We start from the raw sequence: 21,954 nt of genomic DNA, 5'->3' as shown, positions 1-21,954 counted from the left end.
AAAAAGGGCGCCGGCAGACCAAACTGCCGGCGCCCTTTTTGTCAGTGAATCCGGTACTGCCTCTCTCGAATATAGGCCAACGCAAAGAGCGCTGCGGCCAAAAAGAGAACGGGAATGTAGCGCGTCTTTAGGTCCATCGGCGAAACAAAACCTGTTTGGCCCCCGCCATAATCGAAGTAGACGCTGATAAAAGGGTTGCTCATCTGTCCCGAGAGGGAAATGGCAAAGTAGTATAAAATGGAGCAAACCATGCCCGCAATTGTGGAGCGGAGCAGGTACATGACCAAATACGTCAACCCGGTGAAAAAAAGGCAGACGACGCCCATCTTTACATAATCCACCCAGATGATGGAGGTCCATTTCGCATAGAGAACTGACAAAAAGGCGTAGTCAAATGCCAACAAAGCCAGGTAACAAGCCAGTGTAAACAGGACAAGGCCCAGTTTTGAGCGGTAAACCCCCTCATAGGTATAGAGAATTTCCGCCCCGTCACCGTCAATGTACTCGCGGAGGATGAAAACCAGCCACCAGGTGGAAAAAAGGGGAATTACCTGCTGGAAAATGCGCAGCATCTGTTGAAGGGCCGCCGCCTCCTGCTCTGCCATGGTATTGTAAAGGGTACCTATCACCACCGGGATAAGAATAAACAGCAGTACAATTGGAACCCAGAAGAGAGACTTGATATTTTTAAAGTAAAAGCCCTGTTTTTTCAACATGGACGATCCCCTCCACTGCGCCAATATAGCCGTCTTCTACCGTAGGTAAAACCGGAGTTCCGGAACAGGGCGCCGTTGTCACCACCCTGCAAAACCGCTGGCCGTCATGCTCTGTTATTTTAGAAACCACCGCCTTTTCTGGCACCGTCTCCCCCTCGGGAATCTCATAGGTCATTCCATCTGCCAGGGAAGCGATCTCCTTTGGAGAGCCAGCGGCGATTACCCGGCCTTGATTGACAATGACAATCTGCTGGCAAAGGGCCTCCACATCCTCCATAATGTGGGTGGAGAGAATAACCGTCCGCTCCCCCCCGAGAGAGCGGATGATATTTTTAAAGCGCATCCGCTCCTCTGGGTCCAGGCCGGCCGTGGGCTCATCCAAGATCAAAAGCGGAGAGTCGCCTACCAATGCGCCAGCCAAACCGAGCCGGCGCACCATCCCTCCCGAAAGCGCCCCCACCCGGCTGTCCCTGCGCGCCAGGAGGTTTACCTGTTCCAGCTTTTGCTCAATTTGCTTTTTTCTGGCTGCCTTGGGAACGCCTTTGATAACGCAGAGATACTCCATGGCCTCCCACACCGTCAATTCCGGATAGATGCCAAATTTTTGCGGAAGATAGCCCAGGTGGCGGGTGACATCATTTTTTCTCCCCACCGGCGCTCCATTGTACAGCACCCTGCCCGCAGTGGGGGGATAAACGCCAATAAGACAGCGGAGAAAGGTCGTTTTGCCGGCACCGTTTGGGCCCACCAGCCCATATATCCCCTCGCCGAAAGAGAAGGACAACTCCTGAAGAACCTGCTTTTTGCCAAATTTTTTCGTCAACCTTTGGGCACCAATCACGACATAGCCCTCCTCAATAGTCCGTCCACCCGATACTCGCAGAGATAGAGGTTGCGAAACTCCACCTGTATTTCCTCTGCCCCTGTGTTTAAGATGAGTTCCTTAAAATCCGTTGGCTGGGGGAAAACCTCCACTTCTACGGTCAAGGTCAGATCGTCGAGCCGATCTCCATAAAAATCGATGGTATTGATGGTCCCCAAAAAGGTTTTTTCCCCGACGTGAAAGTAGATACAGCGGTTTTCCGGGACAAAATCACGCGGCACCCGCCCGGTGGTATGGGAAAAATAGGCAGCTGGTATTTGGTCAAGGGGAAAGGGCGAGAGGATGGAAAACCCCTGCTCAGTTTGAACCGAACGGAACTGCAAGCAGTACTGAAGGGCTAGATTCTCTTCTTCGGGGAGACCCCCGAATTCAATGATTTCTCCCTGCAGCCGAGAGCCCTCATCCAGCTTGCGCATCAAATCGTAGGCTATTATCCCCCCCTGCATTTCGGCAATCTGCATCCCTTGATGTTCCGCCAGTAAAACATTTTCCTGATCCAGCAGACCCCACACCGATAGAGCTGCCCATTGGGACCCCTCAATTTGCCGGTTAAAAAGGGGCGCTTTTGTCTCTACTGTCTTGCGAAACTGGCCTTCCGCACCAAAGAGAACGTATCTGACATCGCTGAAAAGGAGCGCCAGAATACAGCCAAAGGCCAGCAACAGCGCAACCCATCCCCGGCAGCGCATGAAAAATCGCTTCAATTCACTCCCTCCCTTTGCAACTCCCACAAAAATTGGTAGGGCGTTCGCGTATCGGCGGAGTCGGTCAGGTAGGCGAGTATCTCGTTCACAACAGGCTGACTGCCCCGGTTCTGCACTGCGTCGGCGATGGAGCCGCGCACATACGCGTAGCGGGTCGTATATCTGCCTGTCAACCCCCCTCCCATACTCACTTCAAGAAAGCCGTTCTCATCTGCCCAGTACTCCTGGAGGGCACCGGCCACCTCGCGCTTTTGAGGCGGGGTATCGAGCTGCATAACCGCGAGGGCAGCCGCCAACTCTCTGCTGTTGAGATAGTCCTTATAGACAATATGGTCGTTCAAGACATAGGGGGCGCCCGTGTCGTTGACCAATTGGGGGACCTGGATGGTCTTGAGGGTGGGCGGCAGCTGAATCTCTTCTAGAGCAGGGTACTCCTCCCGCAACTGGTCGACCGCTTTTTCTAAGTTGGGAAGGAGATCGTTTACCTGGAGGTCTCGCTCTCTGGCATAGAGCTCGGCGCGCACCCCCACGGCGCCATTCTGTCCCGTGCGTTCACTGACCAAACCGCCAATGAGCGTCAAGCCGGTGGTCTGCCCCGCATAGCTGCCATCAGGCTGTTTATCTAAGTTGGTGTAAACGGGGTATGGGGCCTTAACGGTCAATCTCATGTCAACTGGCTGCCAGTCTTGCAGGGGGAAGTAAAATCCGTCGCCCAGCCCCCGCACCCTGCCAAAGGTGCGGGTGGAACCGGCACGGGGATAATAGGCCCAGTAGCCCGGCAGGTTGAGCGCCTGATCGGAGCTGTAATAGAGCTTGTTTGCCCCCTGATAGCGCAGAGAGATGCGGGTGACCCCTTCTCGGTTATCCACTGTCAACAAATCTCCCCGCTGCACATAGGGAAGGGGCACCCCCTCCTCTGTCTGCACCGAGAGGACCCGGTAGCTGTGCATCAATGTGAAATCGTACTGGGGAAGCTGCCTGTCCAACTCCAGGGTAGCCGCCACTTCCAAGCGGTCGGTTACCCGCAAATCCATAGTGTAGGAAGTCACAGCGAAGCGACCCCTTGTCTCCTCCATGGCGGGGGCACTTTGGTAGTACAGCCCATCGCCGTTGAAGTTGTTTTCCCGATCCCCCACATAGTAGAAATCCTCGCTGCCCCAAAGAGGATAGCCGCCCGGTGAAAGCAGCCGGCTTGTACAAAACGTCAAAAACAGCAGGGGGAGAATCGCAGCGCTTGCTTTCTTAGCACCTGTGACGCCCGGCAGGACAATTAGAATCAACAAGAGGATACAGGCAAACCAGAAGAGGAGCAAAATCAATCTGTACCCCTCCACGGGAAATCCGTAATAAGAATTGCCCGCAAGGGAACCCGTCGGCAGCCCAGGCAAAAAAAGGGTGTGGATCAGGCGGGTGGGCAGACCCAACTGCTCTAAAAAAATCCACAGGCTTTCCGAGAGGTCTGTGGTGAGAAAGACAATAGCCAGTACCGCCAGCACGGAGGCAAGACGGCGGCGCAGCAGGGAGAGGGCAAAGCCCAAGAGGATAGCCAGCTCTCCCAACAAAATAAAATAGAGCCCGACCGCCTTGCCCCACTGGGGCAACAGAGAAGCGGGCAGGTCATGGTGTTGAAAGACAAAAACCGACCACCCGCCAAAAGAGAGGCAGGTGAAAACAACATAGCTATTTAAAACCAGCACTTTGGCTCCCGCCGCCTGTAACTTGGCGCGAAGCCCTACCAAAATCTCCCCTGTTTCCCCCTGAAAAGTCTGGCTCATATACTCATAAGACAGGTAGAGCAGCGGAATGAAATAAAGGGCAAAGCAGGCAAACATCCCATATAGTGTGTAGTAGCCCCAAAGGGGATTGTCATACCGAGCCTGCCGGGTCTCATTCCACCAGTAGCCATTTAAAAGAAGCTGGGAGAGCAGCGTCAGGACAAGGAGCATTTTCTTGCGGTAAAAGGCCCGCCACTCATTTTTGAGGTTGCACATCCCAAACGCCCCCTTAAAAAAGCAAGGAAACTCACAAACAACAAAACGGTCGCCCAACTTCAGCGGTTTACAAAGCGTTTATCGTCTGTTCGGTCAGAAACAGAGGAAACTGGTTGTCAGTTGGTCTCCAGGTAGGAGTAACGGCCGCTGGGAACACTGCCGGTAATGGTCAGTTTGTAATCCGGCCGCTCCCCTCTGTTTTGGGCGCTGGTCCCATTTGTATATGTGCCAGTGATGGCATACGTGTAGGTGTTCGTGCGCAGACCGTACTGGTAGAGATACCCTGTGCCATTTGCACTCGAACCAGACTGCGTAGTCCCCCTACCATAGCCGTTGGCGCCGCTTGCATATGGACCAACAGAACCTGTTCCGTACCTACCACCCGACGCCGCAACTGCGGAGAGACCAAAGGCCATCACAAAACAAAGAGCAGCGAGCAATGTGGCCAACGTCTTTTTACCTTTTCATTGTCGTCCCCGCTTTTTAGGCGTCCATTTCGCTATTGTATATATCGTACTATATAATCTCCTTATTTTCAATATTTTTATAATTAACTACGCATGCATACCCTGGCAACCTTTGCAATGACGTCATTGCGAAGGATCATCTATTTCTTTTCTCAGATTGACGTTCCTCTCCTTTACAGCTCTATTTTGAAGTGAAACACCTCCCCTCTGGCGGCGGCCGCGGTGATGTATTTGACGGGGAACCTGTGAGAACTGCAAAAAAAGAAGGGGAGTTCTTTCCCTTCTTTTTTGCACCAACTAGCCGCCTCAGTGAACCCGGTATTCCCGTTCCCGCAGATAGCCGAAAAGCAGCAGCGAGCAGGAAAGGACAAAAACAATTGAGTAATGCCTCCCCAATTCCCCCCAGGTCACAAACGCCCCTTGCGCCCCGCCATAATCAAAATATGCGCTGATAAAAGGATTTCCCATTTGACCGGAGAGAGAAATGGCAAAGTAATATACGATGCTACTGACAATCCCCACAACAGTAGAGCGCAGAAAGTACATCAGAAAATACGTACCCCCATTTAAAAAGAAACAAATGAAGGCTGTTTTCAAATAATCCAGCAAGAACAGCTCTCCTTGGGTGGGGTAGAGAAACCAGAGGAGAAGATAATCCGTTGCGGCGCAGACCAAATAAACCCCCAAAGTCAACAGTACTACCTTTAGCTTAGAGGTGTATATTCCCTCATACGTATAGAGAATCTCAGCCCCGTCTCCATCAATATATTCACGAAGGATAAATACAATCCACCAAGTAGAGAAAATAGGTATTATTTGCTGCATAAATATGAGCGTTTGGAGAATCGCTTCCCGCTCATATTCTGCTGAGGCATTAAAAATCCCGCCAATACACACAGGCATGACAACAAAGAGGAATACAAGTGGCACCCAGAAGAGAGTTTTTAGATTCTTAAAGAAAAACAGTTCCTTTTTAAGCATCCATGATCCCCTCCACCGCACAAATATATCCATCCTCTACCGACGGTTCAACCGGCTCTGCCTGACAGCGCGCAGCAGTAACCACTCGCACCATCCGCCGTCCATTTCTGTCAACAATTTTTGAGACTGCAGCTTGAGGAGGGATCGGGTCTGCCTCCGGCAATTCATACGTTTTTCCCTCTGCCAAAGCCGCGATCTCCGCCGGTGATCCACTGGCCACAATATCGCCTTGACGCATCACCACGATCGCATCGCAGAGGGCCTCCACATCTTCCATGATGTGGGTAGAGAGCAAAACCATCCTCTTCCCCTTGAGGGATTTGATGATATTTTTGAAGCGTATTCTCTCTTCAGGGTCTAAGCCAGCCGTCGGCTCATCCAATACAATGATCGGGGAATCTCCCAGCAACGCGCCGGCCAAGCCCAAGCGGCGGATCATCCCCCCGGAGAGAGCGGCGACCCGGCTGTCTTTGCGGGACAGCAAGTGAACCAGTTCTAGCTTTTCTTCGATCTGCTCCCTTTTTATCTTCTTCGGGAGCCCTTTGATGACCGAGAGATACTCCATTGCTTCCCACACAGTGAGCTCCCGGTAAATCCCAAATTTTTGCGGCAGATAGCCCAGATCGCGGGTAATGTCATTTTTTCTTCCCACCGGCAAACCGTTGTAAAGAACTGTTCCCGACGTCAGAGGATAAATTCCAATAAGGCACCGCACAAATGTCGTTTTCCCCGCCCCATTCGGTCCTACAAGGCCATATATTTGATCGCCAAAGGAAAAATTAATTCCCTTCAGAACCTTCGTTTTGCCAAAATTTTTAGCTGCATTTTGCAGTTCGATCATCGCATTGCCCTCCCCAGCAAACCGCCAACACAGTACTCGTAGAGATAGGGGGATTCTACGATCACCTCGATCTCTTCCGTATCTCCCTCTATAATAGCCTGTCTGAAATCGCTTGCATTGGGAAAAACTTCAAATTCGACCTCCATGCTCAAGTTATCCAGTTTTTCCCCTACAAAAGAGACGCCGCGTATTTTCCCCTTCCACTTCTGTCCTCCCACCGCAAAATAAACGCATTCATTTTGGGGCATAAACTCCTGCTTGGGAGGAACGGAGAGATCCGACCAAAAATCAGTTGGGACTTTTTGCAGGTCGAAGGGAGACGCGATGGCAAAGCCCTCAGGTGTCTCCCGGCTGAAAAAAGATAGCGTAACTAACAGGGAACAGTCATCTCTCGAATCAACTTCCCCATTGTTTTGAAGGGTTTCACCTACCCCGTGTTCTTCTATGAATCTCAGGGTAGAGTAGTAATCAACTGCTGCGCTGCGCAGATGAATTCTCGTTCCACCAGAGGACAGCTGCAGGTCGCTTTCTCGAAGGCCAGCCAAGTTCCACACCGGCATCTTCCCTGCAGAACATTCGCCATGGGAAGAAACGGCGGGGGAATTTTGCAAAATCTTTTTGAGCTGACCTGACGTCCCAAAGACAAAAAAGCGGATATCCGTAAAGAGAAAGGCAGCCAACAGCCCTGCCAAACCGATGCCGATCACCCATTTTAACCCTTTATTCAAGTTCCTCCCCCCTTTCCAAATCGCGGCAAAACGCATAGAGAGAACGAGCGTCCTCATCCCCTTGTAAATACATCAAAATGGCGCGCACTGTTTCCTCTTCTCCACGCTGCTCTATTGACGTATTCATCGCCTCTCCCACCATTGTTCCTGCATCGTTGTACCACAGGACAGGGTCTGCGCCCGCAAAAAGGGACAGGTTATCTGGATCGTCAAGATACTGTCGCAGCCGATTTGCCAATACCGCTTTTCCATTGGTGTGGGAAACAGACGACACCAGAAAATCTGCAGCCAATTGCCGCGGAGAAATGTACTCCCGATAGGCAATGTGATCGGAAAAGGCGACCGCTTGAGAATAGTCGTTGAGAGTGATAGGAAATTCGAGATACTGTGTTTGGGAGAAAGAAGGCAGCTTGAGTTGCAAATTGCAAGAGTCCGCCATCTCCGCTAGTTCCTGCCTTGCAGAGGAAGCGATACCGCTCAACGTCTTTTCCCTGTTATTTGTTGAAATGGCGCCTACCACTTTAACTGCACCGCCCTCTTCCTGCTTTTGTTCCACCAGTCCGCCCAAGAGAGATACGCCCGTTGTTTCACCGCGATATATGCCGTCTTGATCTTTTGCAAGGTTTGTGTAGATCGCCCTGTTTCCCTCCAATTGAAGAGTTACTGGTATCGGATGGTTTTCGCGCAAAAAAAGATACCAGGGAGACTCAAAAACAGAGTCACTTCCATAGGTGCGATGTTTGCCTGCCCTCGGATAGTACGCCCAATATCCCGGCAAATTGACCGCTTGATCATTGCTGTAATAAATCGGGTGCCCTCCTTCGTACTGGATGGAGAAGGAGGTGGCGCCTCCTGGATTTTGCACGGTCAAATAGTCCCCCTCTTGTACAAAGTCAAGAGGTAAGCCACCCTCAGCTAGGACTTTGGACACAGCATAGGCGTGGTGAAGTGTGAAGTCATATTGGGACTGCACTCGGTCCACACCCACCTCTACTTTGGCCTTTAGGCGGTCTGTAACCTTTATTTTCATGTCGTACCGGGTGATCGAAAACGTCTGGCTCTCCTCCTGAGATGCCGCTACGTAACTGTAATAAAACTGGTCTTTTCCATAGTCCTTTGCCTGCGTTACTGGGTCGCCATAGTTGTAGTCAATGCTCTGTACAAACAGATACCCCCCTGGATTCGCCAAACAATACCCACAAAAAAGAGTTATGAGCAAGGAGGATGCGCAGACACCTATCCTCCACCCCTTCGACTGGGCTAAAATTTTTATCGCAAGGCCAGCCACCAGCAGAGAAATCCAGAAAAAAGCCAGCGCATAGCGGTAGCGCTCAACAGGAAAGCCATAAATGCGATCGTGAAAGGACTCAGAGTACGGTATGCCAATTGCCAACAGCTGTCTCACAGCTCTTACCGGGAAGTGAAAGACAGAAAGCGTATAGTACAGAGACTCCGAGAGATCCGTCAGCAAAAACACCAGACCCAAAACAGACAAAATAGCCCCCAACCGCTTGAGAGTGAGAGCCAAAAGAAACCCTCCCAGGATGGCAATCAACCCTGGAAGAAAAAAATTCAAGACAATACTCTGTATCAATTGGGTAATCAGTAGAGCTGGTAAATTATAACGACTGAATGCAGCTACACAGTAGCCGCCAAAATTTACACACAAGAAAATAAGGTAAAAAAGCAAAACCAACAACTTGCCGGTTATCATCTGCAGTTTGCCTGAGAGAGAGCAGATCGCCTCATAAAAATCAGTTTCCCTCGGCCGCGCCATAAACTCATATGCAACGTAAAAAAGCGGAATAAAAAAAAGAGGGAGACAGTGAAACATTTTGTACAAAGCCATAAAGCCCCAGTATGGCGTCAAAAACTTGGGCTCCAAAAACGCGCCTATCCAGTAAAAATTCAGAATTGCTACTTCTGCCAAAAGCACCACTAACATGAGTTTGTTGCGGTACAATACTCGCCATTCATTCCTAGTTTCTCTCACAACGGTCCCCCCTCGGCAGATCGTCAACAAAAGCAATATCCCTTTTGCTATTCACTGGTGCGATACACGGTGAACATATTCGCTATACATAAAAGGCAGAGTGGCTGTCCTTTTTCAGTGAATAGGCTTTATTCAGAGTAAGTGTTCAATAAGTCGTCAGCGCAGAGCCACGACTGCCGTCAGAGAGACCTGTGACACGCAAGCGGTAATCAGGCCGTACAGATGCATTGGAGGCATTTGTCCCCGAAGCATATTTGTCAATTGAATAGCTGTATGTTCTCACGCTCAATCCAGCCTGATCCAAGTAACCCGTACCCGTTCCATTGCCCGCTTTGGTAGTCGCCACACCTTTTCCCTGATCTCCACTTGCAAGGTAGCCAATGATGCAGTTGCCAACGCCATTGTTGTCGCCATAATCGTCGGCACCACTTTTTACCCGTTTCATTGCCTTCCTCATTTTCTGGACAAATACCCCTCTGTACTAAATTATATAATTTATTCTAAAAAAGTAAATGATTTTTTAGCATATTATTTTAACATTATATGACTTTTTGCGCCGTTTTCACTCGCATTAGCGATCTTCTCTCAATTGACGGCTTTCTGACAAAGCGCTATACTGAAAAAAACAACCTGCCTTTGTAATTACAGAAGGCCGAAGGGGGAATTGCCTTTGCTCGCTCAAGAATTGGCCCAGAAATACGCCGGATACGTCACCGATTTTCGCCGGGAACTGCACGCCCACCCGGAGCTGTCCATGGAGGAGGAGTGGACCTCCGCCCGCATTGCCCGGGAGTTGGAGGGGCTCGGCATCCCCCACACCGTGCTGCCGGACCGGGGGATCGTCGCGGTGGTGGACAGCGGCCGCCCGGGGCCCCGGCTGGCCTTTCGGGGGGATTTTGACGCCCTGCCCCTGCAAGAGGAGGTGGAGTTGCCCTTTCGGTCCCAGTTTGAGGGGAAGATGCACGCCTGCGGTCACGACGCCCACGCCGCCATGGTGCTGGGGGCCGCCCGCATCGCCTGGGAGCAGCGCGGAGAGCTGTGCGGCACGGCCTATTTCTGCTTTCAGCCCGGGGAGGAGACCGGCGAGGGCGCGGGTTCCATCGTCGCCCACCTAAAGGCCTTGGGCGGGGTGGACCGGGCGGTGAGCCTGCACGTCAACGGCGCTTACCCGGTGGGCAGCCTCTACCTGCAAGACGGGCCGATGTACGCCGGGGCCACCCGCTTCGACATCGCGGTGGAGGGGGTGGGGGGCCACGGCTCCCGCCCCGACCTGGCGTCCGACCCCATCCGCCCGGCCTGTGAAATCCTCCTCAAGGCGGCGGCCATCCCCGTCAACCGGCACGACCCCTTCGCCACCTGCGTGGTGAGCCCCTGCCTGATTCGCGCCGGCACCAAGAACAACATCATCCCCGGCAGCGCCTCCATTGCCGGAAACATCCGCTTTTTTCGCTACGGGGACGGGCCGTCCCTGGTGGAGGAGATCCGCCGGCTGGCCGAGCCCACCGCCGCGGCCTACGGCTGCACCGCCCGGGTCACCGGGGGCGAACGGTGCACCGAGCCGGTCCTCAACGACCCCGCCTCCGCCGCCTGGGGGCGCGCCCTGGCCACCGACCTGGGCTTTTCGCTGATCCCGGCCCAGGGCCCCTCGGCCGCATCGGACAACTTTTCGGAATTTCTCGCGGCCTTCGGCGGCTTCTACGCCATGCTGGGGGCCCGCAGCGAGCGGCCCGGCACCTCCGGAAACGCCCACAACCCCACCTTCTGCATCGACGAGGGCTGCCTGGAAAAGGGGCTGTCCCTCTTTGCCGCCTGCCTGTTTGACCTGCTGGGGGCCAAGGCGTAGGGCGCCATCTGTCTGCATACAAAATGTACCAAGAATAAAAAGGAGTGTTTTGAGATGTCTGTCATCAAAGAATTGAGCGAGAAGTACGAGTCCTACGCCATCGACCTGCGGCGGGAGCTGCACGCCCATCCCGAACTGAGCCTGCAGGAGGAGTGGACCTCCGCCCGCATCGTGGAGGAATTGGGGAAACTGGGCATTCCCTGCGAGGTGGTGGGCCCCCGCAACGTGGTGGGGCTCATCGATACCGGCAGGGAAGGCAAATCCATCGCCATCCGCGCCGACATCGACGCCCTGCCCCTGACCGAGGAGGTGGAGCTGCCCTTTAAATCCCAGTTTGAGGGAAAGATGCACGCCTGCGGTCACGACGCCCACGCCGCCATGCTGGTGACCATCGGCCGGATTCTCCAGGAGACCAAGGAGCAGTTTTCCGGCAAGGTCTACCTCTGCTTCCAGGTGGCCGAGGAGACCGGCTTTGGCGCGGACGACATCGTGGCCTACCTGCAGGAAAAAGGCGGGGTCGACCAGGTGATCGCCACCCACATCGCCGGGGCGGCCCCGGTGGGGACCATCTGGATTCCCGACGGGCCGATGTACGCCGGCAACATGGGCTTTAAGATCGTGGTGCACGGGGTGGGGGGCCACGGCTCCCGCCCCGACGCGGCGGTCGACCCCATCCGCCCGGCCTGTGAGATTTTGCAGGCCATTGCCGCCATCCCGGTCAACCGGCACGACCCCTTTAAGACCCTGGTGGTCAGCCCCTGCACCATCCACGCGGGCACCAAGAACAACATCATCCCCGGCGAGGCCGAGATCGAGGGGAACATCCGCTTCTTCGCCTACGGCGACGGCGAGGCCACGGTGGACGAAATTCGCCGGATGAGCGAGCACCTGGCCGCCGCCCGCGGCTGCACGGTGACCGTCACCAGCGAGGCCATGGCCCCCTACCCGGTCATCAACAACAACGAGGCCGCCGCCCGGGGCCGCGCCCTGGCCGCCCAGCAGGGGCTGACCGTTTTGCCCCCCGCCGACCCCCAGGCCGCGTCGGACAACTACGCCAACTTCCTCAACGCCTTCCCCGGCTTTTACACCATGCTGGGGGCCCACAGCGAGATGCCCGGCACCTCGGGCAACCACCACAACCCCACCTTCTGCCTCAACGAGGACTGCATCAAACTGGGCATCGCATTCATGGCCGAATACGCCTTTGCATTTTTGAAATAGCCCCGCGGCAGACGCGCCGTTTCTGTGCGCTGTTCACAGAAAGTTGGTTTGACAGCCCCATTTTTTTCCTCTATAATACAAAGTAGTGAGTCTATTTCACCATCATCAAGGAGGGTATCTTTCCATGACCATTCAAGAACTGATCGCCCAAAATGAGGACTACATCATCGAGATGCGCCGGGAGTTTCACATGCACCCCGAGTTAAGCTACCAGGAGGAGCGCACCTCCCGCCGGATCTGCGAAGAGCTGGAGAAGATGAACATCCAGTACGAGGTCGTCGGCCGCCGCAACGTCATCGGCATCATCAACAAGAACAAAGAGGGCAAGAAGATCGCCATCCGCGCCGACATCGACGCCCTGCCGGTCTGCGAGGAAGTCGACCTGCCCTTCAAGTCCCAGACCCCCGGCGTGATGCACGCCTGCGGCCACGACGGGCACACCGCCATGCTGCTGGGCATCGCCAAATCCCTCAACGAACTCAAGGACGAGCTCAACGGCTCGGTCTACCTCTGCTTCCAGGTGGCCGAGGAGGTCGGCGGCGGCGCCGCTGAGGAGTGCGTCGAGTACCTGCAGGCCCACGGCGGCGTGGACCAGGCCATCGGCACCCATCTGATGGGCCAGATGCCCGTCGGTCTCATCGGCATCCCCGACGGGGCGATGATGGCCGGCAACACCGGCTTCAAAATCAAGGTGCACGGCGTGGGCGGCCACGGTTCTCGCCCCGACCTGGCGGTCGACCCCATCCGCCCGGCCTGCGACATCCTGCTGAAGGTGCAGGCCATCCCGGTCAACCGGCACGACCCCTTCTCCACCGTGGTGGTGAGCCCCTGCATGATCAACGCCGGCACCAAGAACAACATCATCCCCAACGACGCCGAGATCGAGGGCAACCTGCGCTTCTTCAAGGCCGGCGAGGACATTGAGGTCATCGACCTGATGCGCAAGATCGCCGAGAACGTGGCCGCCGCCTACGGCTGCACCGCCGAGGTGGAGCGGGTGGTCATGGCCCCGCTGCCGGTGGTCAACGACAAGGAGGCCGCCGCCGCTGGCCGCGCCCTGGCCGCCGAGCAGGGGCTGACCGTTCTGCCCCAGGGCGACCCCGCCACCGGCTCGGACGACTACGCCGCCTTTGTCCACGCCTTCAAGGGCTTCTACTGTGTGGTGGGCGCCAAGAGCGACCTGCCCGGCACCTCCGGCAACCACCACAACGCCAACTTCGCCATCGACGAGGCCAGCTTGAAGGTGGGCGCCACCTTTATGGGCCAGTACGCCTACAACTTCCTGACCAAATAAGATTCCCTCCGTCGGGCTTTTTGGGCGCACTCCGTGTGCGTACATAGCTTTTGAAATCCCCGCGCGGTCTTCGGCCGCGCGGGGATTCTGTTTGCCCGCGCCGCCGCATATTCTGCCAGGGGGCCGGGCCTGCATATCCCACCAAAAACTGCCCATCCTCTTGAAAATGAGCGAAAAAAGGGGGGACAGCGGTGGAAAAGCGGCGCGCTTTTTTGGAAAACACCCTCTTTTTTGCCCTGGTGCTGGCCCTTGGCCTGCTGGGGGTGCGCTGGCTGCTGCCCCTGCTCTCCCCCCTGCTGGCGGGCTTTTTTGTGGCCTTTGTCGCCGCCCGGCCCGCCCGCTGGCTGCACCGCCGCTGGCGCCTGCCCCAGCGGGGCTGCCAGGGCGCCCTCACCGCCCTGCTCTACCTGGGGCTGGGGGCGGCCGTCTGGTATTTCGGGGCGCGGCTGGTGGTCTCGCTGGGGAGCATCTTCTCCGCCCTGCCGGGGTTTTACGCCCAGGAGATCGCCCCCCTGCTGACCCGGTTTCAGGAGTGGCTGCTGGGCTTTGTCGGGGGCTTCTCCCCCGGCGCGCCGGTCTATTGGGAGGACTTTTTTGCCCTGGCGGGGGGCTCCATCGACGCCTGCCTGCAAAAGCTCTCCGCCTGGGCCATGGGGGCGGTGACCCGGCTGGCCACGGCCCTGCCCGCGGTCTTTCTCTGGTGTTCGGTGGCGGTGATCTCGGGGCTCTTCTTCGCCGCCGACTACCGGGGCATCACCCGCTTTTTCGCCCGCTGCATCCCGCCCCAGCTGGCGCAGGTGCTCTACCTGGTGAAGGACTGCGTCCAGCGCTCGGCCCTGCAGATGGCCAAGAGCTATCTGATCTTGATGGCCGTGACCTTTGCCGAACTGGCGGCCGGGTTCTGGCTGCTGGGCATCGCCCACCCGGTCTCCATGGCGCTGCTGGTGGCCTTTGTCGACCTGCTCCCCATCCTGGGCACCGGGGCGGTGCTGGTGCCCTGGGCGGCCTTCCTGCTCCTCTCGGGGAACACCGGGCTGGGGCTGCAGATGGCCCTTCTCTACGCGGTCATCTCGATGGTGCGCAGCCTGCTGGAGCCCAAGGTGCTGGGCAACCAGGTGGGGCTGCACCCGCTGGTGGCCCTGTCCAGCGCCTACCTGGGCGGGGCGGTGCTGGGGTTTTGGGGCATCTTCCTGGGGCCGCTGGGGGCCATTGTCGCCCAGGACCTGATCGCCCACGGGGTGATCCGCCTGCCCGGCCGGGTGCGGGAGGCGCGCCGCCGCGGCCGGGCCGACCGGAAAGGCCGCGGGGAAAAACCGGCAAAAGGCGGTTGACAAATCCCCGCCGGCGGCGTATATTGGGTACAAAGGCGATACAGTCGCCCTTTAAAGGAGTAAAGTAACATGAACAATGCGGTCTCCCTCTCTTCGGTCTCCTATTACGGCTACCGCTACCTGGGCTATTTTTATGGCGCGGGCGTTTTGTCGTATGGAAAAGTGAAGAGGGGCCGCGGGTAGAGCGGGTAAAAGAAAACCACAGAGCGATTTTTTTGCCGGTACCTGGGCTTCGCACCCCAGGCGCCGGCTTTTTTTGCGCCCTTGCCGCAAAGAGGGCCGCCGCACAGGGGCGGGCTCGGCCGAGAATGGAGGAAAACAGGATGATCGTCATCTGCAAAAAGGGAACCACTCAGGAACAAATCGACCAGTTCACCCACTGGCTGCACGACCAGGGGATGGAGGTGCACCTCTCCCGGGGGACCCAGACCACCCTGCTGGGGCTGGTGGGGGACACCTCGTCCCTCGACGCCGAGCAGCTGGCCTCCCTCCCCTTTGTGGAGCGGGTGCAGCGCATCTCAGAACCCTACAAAAAGGCCAACCGAAAATTCCACCCCGAGGACACGGTGGTGGACATCAGCGGGCGCAAGCTGGGGGGCGGACACTTCTGCATGATCGCCGGCCCCTGTTCGGTGGAGAGCGCCGAGCAGATCACCGAGGTGGCCCGGGCGGTGAAGGGCGCCGGGGCCTGCGTGCTGCGGGGCGGGGCCTTCAAGCCCCGCACCTCCCCCTACGCCTTTCAGGGGCTGGGGCCGGTGGGGCTGGACCTGCTGCGCATCGCCCGCCAGAAGACCGGGATGCCCATCGTCAGCGAGGTGATGGACCGGGAGCAGCTGCCCCACTTTGCCGACGTGGACATCATCCAGGTGGGGGCCCGCAACATGCAAAACTTCACCCTGCTGCGGGCCGTGGGGGAGATGGGCAAGCCGGTGCTGCTCAAGCGGGGGCTCTCCTCCACCATCGAGGAGTTTTTGATGAGCGCCGAGTACGTGATGGCCGGCGGCTGCGAGCAGGTGATCCTCTGCGAGCGGGGCATCCGCACCTTTGAGACGGCCACCCGCAACACCCTGGACCTCTCGGCCATCCCCCTGCTCAAGCGGCTCTCCCACCTGCCGGTGGTGGTGGACCCCAGCCACGCCACCGGCATCCCCTGGATGATCGAGCCCATGTCCCGGGCAGCGGTGGCCGCCGGGGCCGACGGCCTGATCATCGAGGTGCACAACGCGCCGGAAAAGGCCCTCTGCGACGGGGCCCAGTCCCTGCGCCCGCAGGCGTTTGCCGATCTGGTGGAGGGGCTGCGGCCCTTCGTAAAGCTCTGCGGGAAGGAGTGGGCCAGATGACGGTGGGGATCGTGGGGCTGGGCCTCATCGGCGGCAGCCTGGCCAAGTGCTTTTCCCAGCATGGCCACCGGGTCCTCGCCTGCGACCGGGACGCCGAGACCATGGCCGCCGCCCTGGGCGACGGGGCGGTACAGGAAGAGTTGACCCCCGCCCACTTTGACGGGTGCGAGCTGATTTTGGTTTGCCTTTGGCCGCAAAAAACGGTAGACTATATAGAGGAAAACCGGGCCGCCTTCCCCAAGGGGGGGCTGGTGGTGGACTGCTGCGGGGTCAAGGGGGAGATCTGCCGGCAGGTCTGGCCCATCGCCCGGGAGGAGGGGTTCACCTTTGTGGGTGGCCACCCCATGGCCGGGCGGGAGCTCTCGGGCTACCGGGCCAGCCAGGCCGACCTCTTCCACCGGGCCAGCATGATCCTGACCCCCGCGCCCGGGTGCGACGGGGCGGTGGTCGAGGGGCTGCGGACCCTCTTTCTGTCCCTGCACTTTCGGCAGGTGGTCCTCTCCACCCCCGAGGAGCACGACCGCATCATCGCCCTGACCTCGCAGCTGTGCCACATCGTCAGCAACTGCTTTGTCAAAAGCCCCACCGCCGGGGACTTCGGCGGCTTTTCGGCGGGCAGCTTTAAGGATCTGACCCGGGTGGCCAAACTCAACGAGGCCATGTGGACCGACCTGTTCTCCCAAAACCGGGCGGCCCTGCTGGCCGAACTGGACATCTTCAGCGACAACCTCGCCCGGTACCGGGCGGCCCTTGCCCAGGGGGACGACAGCGCCCTGGAGCGGCTGCTGCGGGAGGGGCGCGAAATAAAGGAGGGCCTGACCCTTGGAAATCATACCAGTCAAAACCGGGAGAGCCTATGAGGTGACGGTGGGGCGCGGCTGTGCCGGCGCCTTTTACGACCAGCTGGCCGCAAGCCACCGGGGCAGGCGGGCCGCCATCGTCACCGACGAGAGGGTGGACGGCCTCTACGGCGAATCGGTGCGCCGGGCGCTGGAGGGGCGGGGCATCCCCTGCTGCAAGTTCGCCTTCCCCGGGGGGGAGGCCCACAAGCGGATGGAGACCGCCCTGGAAATCTGCGAATTTCTCCACCGGGAGGGGATCACCCGCAGCGACTTTCTGGTGGCGTTGGGGGGCGGCATCCCCGGGGACGTGACCGGCTTCTGCGCCGCCGTCTACCTGCGGGGGGTGGAGTACGTGCAGATCCCCACCACCCTGCTGGCCCAGATCGACTCCTCGGTGGGGGGAAAAACCGCCGTCAACATCGACGGGGGGAAAAACCTGGTGGGCTGTTTCTGGCAGCCCTCGGCGGTGCTCTGCGACACCGCCTTTCTCGACACCCTGCCGGAGGAGACCTTTGCCGACGGGGTGGGGGAGGCCATCAAGTACGGCGCCATCCGCGACGCGCAGCTCTTCGAGCAGATGCGGGGGGACTTTCGCCGCAACCTGCTGCCCATCGTCGCCCGCTGCATCGCCATCAAGGCGGCGGTGGTGGAGGCCGACGAGCGGGACACCGGGGAGCGGATGGTCCTCAACTTCGGCCACACCCTGGGCCACGCCATCGAAAAGCACTCGGGCTTTGCCGTCACCCACGGCAAGGCGGTGGCCATCGGGATGCAGATGATGGCCGACGCCTGCGCCCAAAACGGCCTCTGCGCCCCCGGCGTGCCGGCCGCCCTCCGCGACTGTTTGGAGCGAAACGGCCTGGCCTGGCGCTATGACGCCCCCCTGGAGGAGCTGCTGGCCATCGCCGCTGGGGACAAAAAGCGGGACGGGGGGAGCATCTCCCCGGTGCTCATCCGCGCCGTCGGCCGCTGTGAGCCGGTGTCGATGGAGTGGGGCGCTTTCGCCCAGTTCATGGCCGCCGGGGGGAGCCGGGCGTGAGGGCGGGGGTCGCCGCCCGGGCCCTGCGGGGGACCATCGCCGCGCCCCCCTCCAAGTCGATGGCCCACCGGCTGCTCCTCTGCGCGGCCCTGGCCGAGGGGGAGACGGTGCTGCGAAACGTCCCCTCCTCCAAAGACGTGCAGGCCACCCTGCGGGGGATCTCTGCCCTGGGGGCCCGTGTGCGGCGGATGGACGGGGGGGCCTACTCCATCCTGGGCATCCCCACCGGGACGCGGCCCCGGCAGGCCGCCATTGACTGCGGGGAGAGCGGGTCCACCCTCCGCTTTTTGGTGCCGATGGCCGCCGCCCTGGGGGTGGAGACCACCTTTTCGGGGGCCGGACAGCTGCCCCGCCGCCCCCTCTCCCCCATCCTCCCCTGCCTTGCGGCGGGCGGGGCCGCCTTCCACTACGAAAACACCCTCCCCTTCACCCTGGGCGGGCAGCTGAAGCCGGGCCGGTACGAGATCGCCGGGGACGTGTCCAGCCAGTTTGTCACCGGGCTGCTCTTCGCCCTGGCCGCCCTGGGGGGGGACAGCGAGATCCTCCTCACCACCCCGCTGCACTCCGGCCCCTATGTGGAGATGACCCTGCAGGCCATGGCCGCCTTCGGGGTGAGGGCCCGGCGCACCCCCCTGGGCTGGTTCATCCCCGGGGGACAGCGGTTTGTCCCCTGCGACACCGCGGTGGAGGGGGACTATTCGGGCGCGGCCTTCTTCCTCTGCGCCGGGGCCATTGCCGGCGACGTGACGGTGGAGGGACTCTCCCCCCTCTCGCTGCAGGGGGACCGGGCGGTCTGCGACGTGTTGGAGCGCTGGGGCGCGGCCGTGACCCGGGGCAGGGATTTTGTGCGGGTGCAGTCGGCCCCCCTCACCGGCGGCCCGGTGGCGGGGGAGGACATCCCCGACATCCTGCCCATCCTGGCGGTGACCGCCGCCGCCGCCCAGGGGGAGACCGCCTTTACCGGCGCTGCCCGCCTGACCATTAAAGAGTGCGACCGCCTTGCCGCCACCGCCGAACTCATCGGCGGCCTGGGGGGGCGCTGCCGGGGCGAGGGGGACCTGCTCACGGTGCAGGGCCAACCCCTGGCCGAGGGGCGGCGGCCCGGCGGGGCGGCGGCCACCCATCGCGACCACCGCATGGCCATGAGCGCGGCGATCGCCGCCCTCTGGTGCGAGGGGCCGGTGGAGTTGGACTGCGCCGAGTGCGTGGAGAAGTCGTACCCTGACTTCTTCCGCGATTACGAGATGTTGGGGGGAAGGGTTCATGTCTTCTAGTTTTGGCAGCCGGTTCCGGGTGACCCTCTTTGGGGAGAGCCATGGCCCGGCCATCGGCGCGGTGATCGAGGGGGTGACCCCCGGGTTGCGGCTGGAGGAGGAGTACATCCGCGCCTACTGCGCCCGGCGGCTGGCGCGGGGGGCCTACTCCACCGCCCGCCATGAACCCGACCTGCCCCGCGTCGTCAGCGGGGCGGTGGACGGGGTGGCCTGCGGCACCCCCCTGACGGTGGTGATCGAAAACACCTCCACCCGATCGGGCGACTACGGCCCCCAGTCGCGCATTGCCCGGCCGGGGCACGCCGACTACACCGGCCACCTGCGCTACGACGGCTTTAACGACGTGCGGGGGGGCGGCCACTTTTCGGGGCGGCTGACGGCCCCCCTGGTCTACGCCGGGGCGGTGGCCAGCCTGATGCTGCGCCGGCAGGGCGTCGCCATCGGCGCCCACGCGGCGGAGATCGCCGGGGTAACGGACACCCCCTTTGACCCGGTGTCGGTGGGGCCCCGGGAATTTGACGCCCTGCACGGCCGCGACTTCCCGGTGCTCGACCCCGCCGCCGGCGAGGGGATGCAGGCGGCCATCGCCGCCGCCCGGGCCGACTGCGACTCGGTGGGCGGGGTGGTGGAGTGCGCCGTCACCGGGCTGCCCGCCGGGGTGGGCGACCCCTTCTTTGACACCCTGGAGAGCCGGTTGGCCTACCTGCTCTTCGCCATCCCCGCGGTGAAAGGGGTGGAGTTTGGGGCCGGGTTCTCCGCCGCCCGCATGCGGGGGAGCGAGAGCAACGACCCCTTTGTCAGCGAGGGGGGGCGAATTCGCACCAGCCGCAACGCCGCCGGGGGGATTCAGGGGGGCATCTCCAACGGGATGCCGATTCTCTTTCGGGCGGCCTTCAAGCCCACCCCCTCCATCGCCAAGCCGCAGCAGACGGTCAACTTTGTCACCGGGGAAGCCCTCACCGCCGAGATCCGCGGGCGGCACGACCCCTGCATCGTCCCCCGGGCCGCCGTCTGTGTGGAGGCGGCCGCCGCTATCGCCCTGGCAGATCTGCTGGGCTAAACCGAGACCAATCAGGGAGGAACACGCCGTGGAACTGGACAACCTGCGGGAGGAAATCGACCAAATCGACCGGGAGCTGCTCTCCCTCTTCTGCCGCCGGATGGCGGTGGTGGCCCGGGTGGGGCAGTACAAAAAGGAGCGGGGGCTGCCGGTGCTCAACCAGGGGCGGGAGGACGACATCCTCGCCCGCGCCCGGGCCCAGGTGCCGCCGGAGATGGGGGACGCGGCCTGCGAACTGCTGTCCACCGCCATCCGCTTGAGCCGGGCCTACCAGGAGGAGATCTTGCGGGGCTAGCCCTTCACCGCCCGTCCAGCAGTTGGCCGGGCGGGATGTGCAGGGTGTCCGCCATTTTGTAGAGTACTCTGCCTATCCGTTTTTCCACCCCCATTTAACCAACAAAACAAGCGCGCTGAAGTCTATTTGAATTCAGCGCGCTTATTTCACTCTATTTCGCCTTCTTCTCCTGGCCCTATCCCTGCGAAAAACTCATCAAATCCGACGCAGTAAATCTTTTGCAGGGCGACTAAATCTGTCACCTTGATATTTCTTTCGCCCAACTCTATTTTCGAATAAGCGCTTCTGTCCAGACGGCTCCCCAACAGGTTCATCCTCCCCACCAACTTTTCTTGGGATAAATTTGCCTGTTTGCGCAATCTCTTCAGATTGTCAGACAAACTAACATTCTGAATGATCATATTTTTCAAGCTTTTCCCCTCTCACCTATTGTGACTAATCAGTCGCAAACTTTTTCTTGATGATATAGGGGATTCAATGGTATAATTGAGACTCATAAGTCGCAATCCGAAAATTTAGGGGGGATTTTTAATGAATCGAGCAGAGGATGCTAGAAGGATTCTTGATTTTTTAGAAAACAGCGCTTACGAACTAGAAAAATTGGATAATTTTTTGCGATTGGGAGATGGGGAGACCTTTCGAGAAGTTCGGTATTTTCGAGAGACCCTTAGTGACAGCGAACTGCTTCTCCCCCTCTTGCTGATGTTCTCCCGCGACATTGTTGTTAGGCGGACGGCAAACAGAATATTTCTACAACTCTTTATGAAGGAATTGGACAGAGAGGATTGTCAAGTGCTGGAGGAACAAATTTTACTCACCGTGTTTCAGGAACAGGAGAGCTGGAAAAACTTCCAATATTATTTTGAGACAGCCCGAGAGAAAGACCTTATTTTATAGACAGGGATACTTCCATTGTGCGCATTGGAACGCCTCCTCGCCGCCCTGTGGAGACGCCGCGCCCCGCTCTCGCTGCGGCGGAATATTCCAAACGCCGACGGTGCATCTGTCGCTGTCTTTCCCCCCGGCCTTTACACCGGCGCTCCCCTGTGCTATGGTGCCTATTGTAAAGAGGGGACAACATGGCGACCAAACGAACCCCGCTACGTGATCT

The 21,954-nt window shown here is 59.0% G+C and carries 21 protein-coding genes; 11 read left to right on the top strand and 10 right to left on the bottom strand.

The window, feature by feature from the left end; translation table 11 throughout:
* Positions 1–41: 41 nt before the first annotated feature.
* The 9 genes from HJY11_RS05210 to HJY11_RS05170 form a co-directional block, all read right to left on the bottom strand.
* Entirely contained in the window at positions 42–716 is a 675-nt protein-coding gene (locus tag HJY11_RS05210) for a hypothetical protein (protein ID WP_208074937.1), read from the bottom strand.
* On the bottom strand, positions 688–1,557 hold the full coding sequence (locus HJY11_RS05205; protein ID WP_208074936.1) for an ABC transporter ATP-binding protein: 870 nt from the start codon (positions 1,555–1,557) through the stop codon (positions 688–690). The genes HJY11_RS05210 and HJY11_RS05205 overlap by 29 nt, the downstream gene beginning before the upstream one ends.
* A complete protein-coding gene (locus HJY11_RS05200) occupies positions 1,554–2,303 on the bottom strand; it encodes a hypothetical protein (RefSeq protein WP_208074935.1) in 750 nt (249 codons plus the stop codon). Before HJY11_RS05200 ends, HJY11_RS05205 begins: the two co-directional genes overlap by 4 nt.
* Entirely contained in the window at positions 2,300–4,294 is a 1,995-nt protein-coding gene (locus tag HJY11_RS05195; RefSeq protein ID WP_208074934.1) for a hypothetical protein, read from the bottom strand. The genes HJY11_RS05200 and HJY11_RS05195 overlap by 4 nt, the downstream gene beginning before the upstream one ends.
* A 773-nt stretch (positions 4,295–5,067) precedes the next feature.
* On the bottom strand, positions 5,068–5,742 hold the full coding sequence (locus HJY11_RS05190) for a hypothetical protein (RefSeq protein ID WP_208074933.1): 675 nt from the start codon (positions 5,740–5,742) through the stop codon (positions 5,068–5,070).
* Positions 5,735–6,583, bottom strand: a complete 849-nt coding sequence (locus tag HJY11_RS05185; protein WP_208074932.1) for an ABC transporter ATP-binding protein — start codon at positions 6,581–6,583, stop codon at positions 5,735–5,737. The genes HJY11_RS05190 and HJY11_RS05185 overlap by 8 nt, the downstream gene beginning before the upstream one ends.
* Complete coding sequence (locus HJY11_RS05180; RefSeq protein ID WP_208074931.1) at positions 6,580–7,311, bottom strand: hypothetical protein; 732 nt, start codon at positions 7,309–7,311, stop codon at positions 6,580–6,582. Before HJY11_RS05180 ends, HJY11_RS05185 begins: the two co-directional genes overlap by 4 nt.
* The gene (locus tag HJY11_RS05175; protein ID WP_208074930.1) at positions 7,304–9,304 is read right to left on the bottom strand and encodes an ABC transporter permease; all 2,001 of its coding nucleotides are present in this window, start codon (positions 9,302–9,304) and stop codon (positions 7,304–7,306) included. The genes HJY11_RS05180 and HJY11_RS05175 overlap by 8 nt, the downstream gene beginning before the upstream one ends.
* A gap of 145 nt (positions 9,305–9,449) precedes the next feature.
* Entirely contained in the window at positions 9,450–9,749 is a 300-nt protein-coding gene (locus HJY11_RS05170) for a hypothetical protein (RefSeq protein ID WP_208074929.1), read from the bottom strand.
* Between the two features lie 225 nt (positions 9,750–9,974).
* Between HJY11_RS05170 and HJY11_RS05165 the strand changes: the two genes are divergently transcribed.
* From HJY11_RS05165 to HJY11_RS05120, 10 genes are all read left to right on the top strand, one after another.
* The gene (locus HJY11_RS05165) at positions 9,975–11,147 is read left to right on the top strand and encodes a M20 metallopeptidase family protein (RefSeq protein WP_208074928.1); all 1,173 of its coding nucleotides are present in this window, start codon (positions 9,975–9,977) and stop codon (positions 11,145–11,147) included.
* Between the two features lie 54 nt (positions 11,148–11,201).
* Positions 11,202–12,368, top strand: coding sequence for a M20 metallopeptidase family protein (locus tag HJY11_RS05160; protein WP_208074927.1), 1,167 nt, complete (start codon positions 11,202–11,204; stop codon positions 12,366–12,368).
* Between the two features lie 124 nt (positions 12,369–12,492).
* Positions 12,493–13,662, top strand: a complete 1,170-nt coding sequence (locus tag HJY11_RS05155) for a M20 metallopeptidase family protein (RefSeq protein WP_208074926.1) — start codon at positions 12,493–12,495, stop codon at positions 13,660–13,662.
* A 191-nt stretch (positions 13,663–13,853) separates the two neighbouring features.
* On the top strand, positions 13,854–14,993 hold the full coding sequence (ytvI, locus tag HJY11_RS05150) for a sporulation integral membrane protein YtvI (protein ID WP_208074925.1): 1,140 nt from the start codon (positions 13,854–13,856) through the stop codon (positions 14,991–14,993).
* 323 nt (positions 14,994–15,316) lie between these two features.
* Complete coding sequence (gene aroF / locus HJY11_RS05145) at positions 15,317–16,333, top strand: 3-deoxy-7-phosphoheptulonate synthase (RefSeq protein ID WP_208074924.1); 1,017 nt, start codon at positions 15,317–15,319, stop codon at positions 16,331–16,333.
* Positions 16,330–17,193, top strand: a complete 864-nt coding sequence (locus HJY11_RS05140) for a prephenate dehydrogenase (RefSeq protein ID WP_208074923.1) — start codon at positions 16,330–16,332, stop codon at positions 17,191–17,193. The genes aroF and HJY11_RS05140 overlap by 4 nt, the downstream gene beginning before the upstream one ends.
* The gene (gene aroB / locus HJY11_RS05135) at positions 17,156–18,214 is read left to right on the top strand and encodes a 3-dehydroquinate synthase (RefSeq protein WP_208074922.1); all 1,059 of its coding nucleotides are present in this window, start codon (positions 17,156–17,158) and stop codon (positions 18,212–18,214) included. Before HJY11_RS05140 ends, aroB begins: the two co-directional genes overlap by 38 nt.
* The gene (gene aroA, locus HJY11_RS05130) at positions 18,211–19,488 is read left to right on the top strand and encodes a 3-phosphoshikimate 1-carboxyvinyltransferase (protein WP_208074921.1); all 1,278 of its coding nucleotides are present in this window, start codon (positions 18,211–18,213) and stop codon (positions 19,486–19,488) included. The genes aroB and aroA overlap by 4 nt, the downstream gene beginning before the upstream one ends.
* On the top strand, positions 19,478–20,548 hold the full coding sequence (gene aroC / locus HJY11_RS05125) for a chorismate synthase (RefSeq protein WP_208074920.1): 1,071 nt from the start codon (positions 19,478–19,480) through the stop codon (positions 20,546–20,548). The genes aroA and aroC overlap by 11 nt, the downstream gene beginning before the upstream one ends.
* Positions 20,549–20,576: 28 nt before the next feature.
* Entirely contained in the window at positions 20,577–20,843 is a 267-nt protein-coding gene (locus HJY11_RS05120; RefSeq protein ID WP_208074919.1) for a chorismate mutase, read from the top strand.
* A gap of 146 nt (positions 20,844–20,989) precedes the next feature.
* Here the strand turns inward: HJY11_RS05120 and HJY11_RS05115 are convergent, their stop codons facing one another.
* The gene (locus HJY11_RS05115; protein WP_243764246.1) at positions 20,990–21,244 is read right to left on the bottom strand and encodes a helix-turn-helix domain-containing protein; all 255 of its coding nucleotides are present in this window, start codon (positions 21,242–21,244) and stop codon (positions 20,990–20,992) included.
* Positions 21,245–21,374: 130 nt separating this feature from the next.
* On the opposite strand from HJY11_RS05115, the gene HJY11_RS05110 reads away from it, so the two are divergent.
* The gene (locus HJY11_RS05110) at positions 21,375–21,740 is read left to right on the top strand and encodes a hypothetical protein (protein WP_208074917.1); all 366 of its coding nucleotides are present in this window, start codon (positions 21,375–21,377) and stop codon (positions 21,738–21,740) included.
* Positions 21,741–21,954 lie beyond the last annotated feature (214 nt).

Origin of the sequence: Bittarella massiliensis (ex Durand et al. 2017), assembly GCF_017566145.1 — a bacterium.
In the GTDB taxonomy this organism is placed as follows: domain Bacteria; phylum Bacillota; class Clostridia; order Oscillospirales; family Ruminococcaceae; genus Bittarella; species Bittarella massiliensis_A.
Note: the sequence above shows the minus strand (reverse complement) of the source record. Positions and strands in the feature narration are given on the sequence as shown.

What these genes read in the sequence shown, in the direction of transcription:
- HJY11_RS05170 (WP_208074929.1), bottom strand. Translation starts at nt 9,749, where the DNA reads ATGAAACGGGTAAAAAGTGGTGCCGACGATTATGGCGACAACAATGGC.
- HJY11_RS05160 (WP_208074927.1), top strand. Translation starts at nt 11,202, where the DNA reads ATGTCTGTCATCAAAGAATTGAGCGAGAAGTACGAGTCCTACGCCATC.
- HJY11_RS05115 (WP_243764246.1), bottom strand. Translation starts at nt 21,244, where the DNA reads ATGATCATTCAGAATGTTAGTTTGTCTGACAATCTGAAGAGATTGCGC.
- HJY11_RS05140 (WP_208074923.1), top strand. Translation starts at nt 16,330, where the DNA reads ATGACGGTGGGGATCGTGGGGCTGGGCCTCATCGGCGGCAGCCTGGCC.
- HJY11_RS05190 (WP_208074933.1), bottom strand. Translation starts at nt 5,742, where the DNA reads ATGCTTAAAAAGGAACTGTTTTTCTTTAAGAATCTAAAAACTCTCTTC.
- HJY11_RS05155 (WP_208074926.1), top strand. Translation starts at nt 12,493, where the DNA reads ATGACCATTCAAGAACTGATCGCCCAAAATGAGGACTACATCATCGAG.
- aroF (WP_208074924.1), top strand. Translation starts at nt 15,317, where the DNA reads ATGATCGTCATCTGCAAAAAGGGAACCACTCAGGAACAAATCGACCAG.
- HJY11_RS05210 (WP_208074937.1), bottom strand. Translation starts at nt 716, where the DNA reads ATGTTGAAAAAACAGGGCTTTTACTTTAAAAATATCAAGTCTCTCTTC.
- HJY11_RS05185 (WP_208074932.1), bottom strand. Translation starts at nt 6,583, where the DNA reads ATGATCGAACTGCAAAATGCAGCTAAAAATTTTGGCAAAACGAAGGTT.
- aroC (WP_208074920.1), top strand. Translation starts at nt 19,478, where the DNA reads ATGTCTTCTAGTTTTGGCAGCCGGTTCCGGGTGACCCTCTTTGGGGAG.
- HJY11_RS05195 (WP_208074934.1), bottom strand. Translation starts at nt 4,294, where the DNA reads ATGTGCAACCTCAAAAATGAGTGGCGGGCCTTTTACCGCAAGAAAATG.
- HJY11_RS05110 (WP_208074917.1), top strand. Translation starts at nt 21,375, where the DNA reads ATGAATCGAGCAGAGGATGCTAGAAGGATTCTTGATTTTTTAGAAAAC.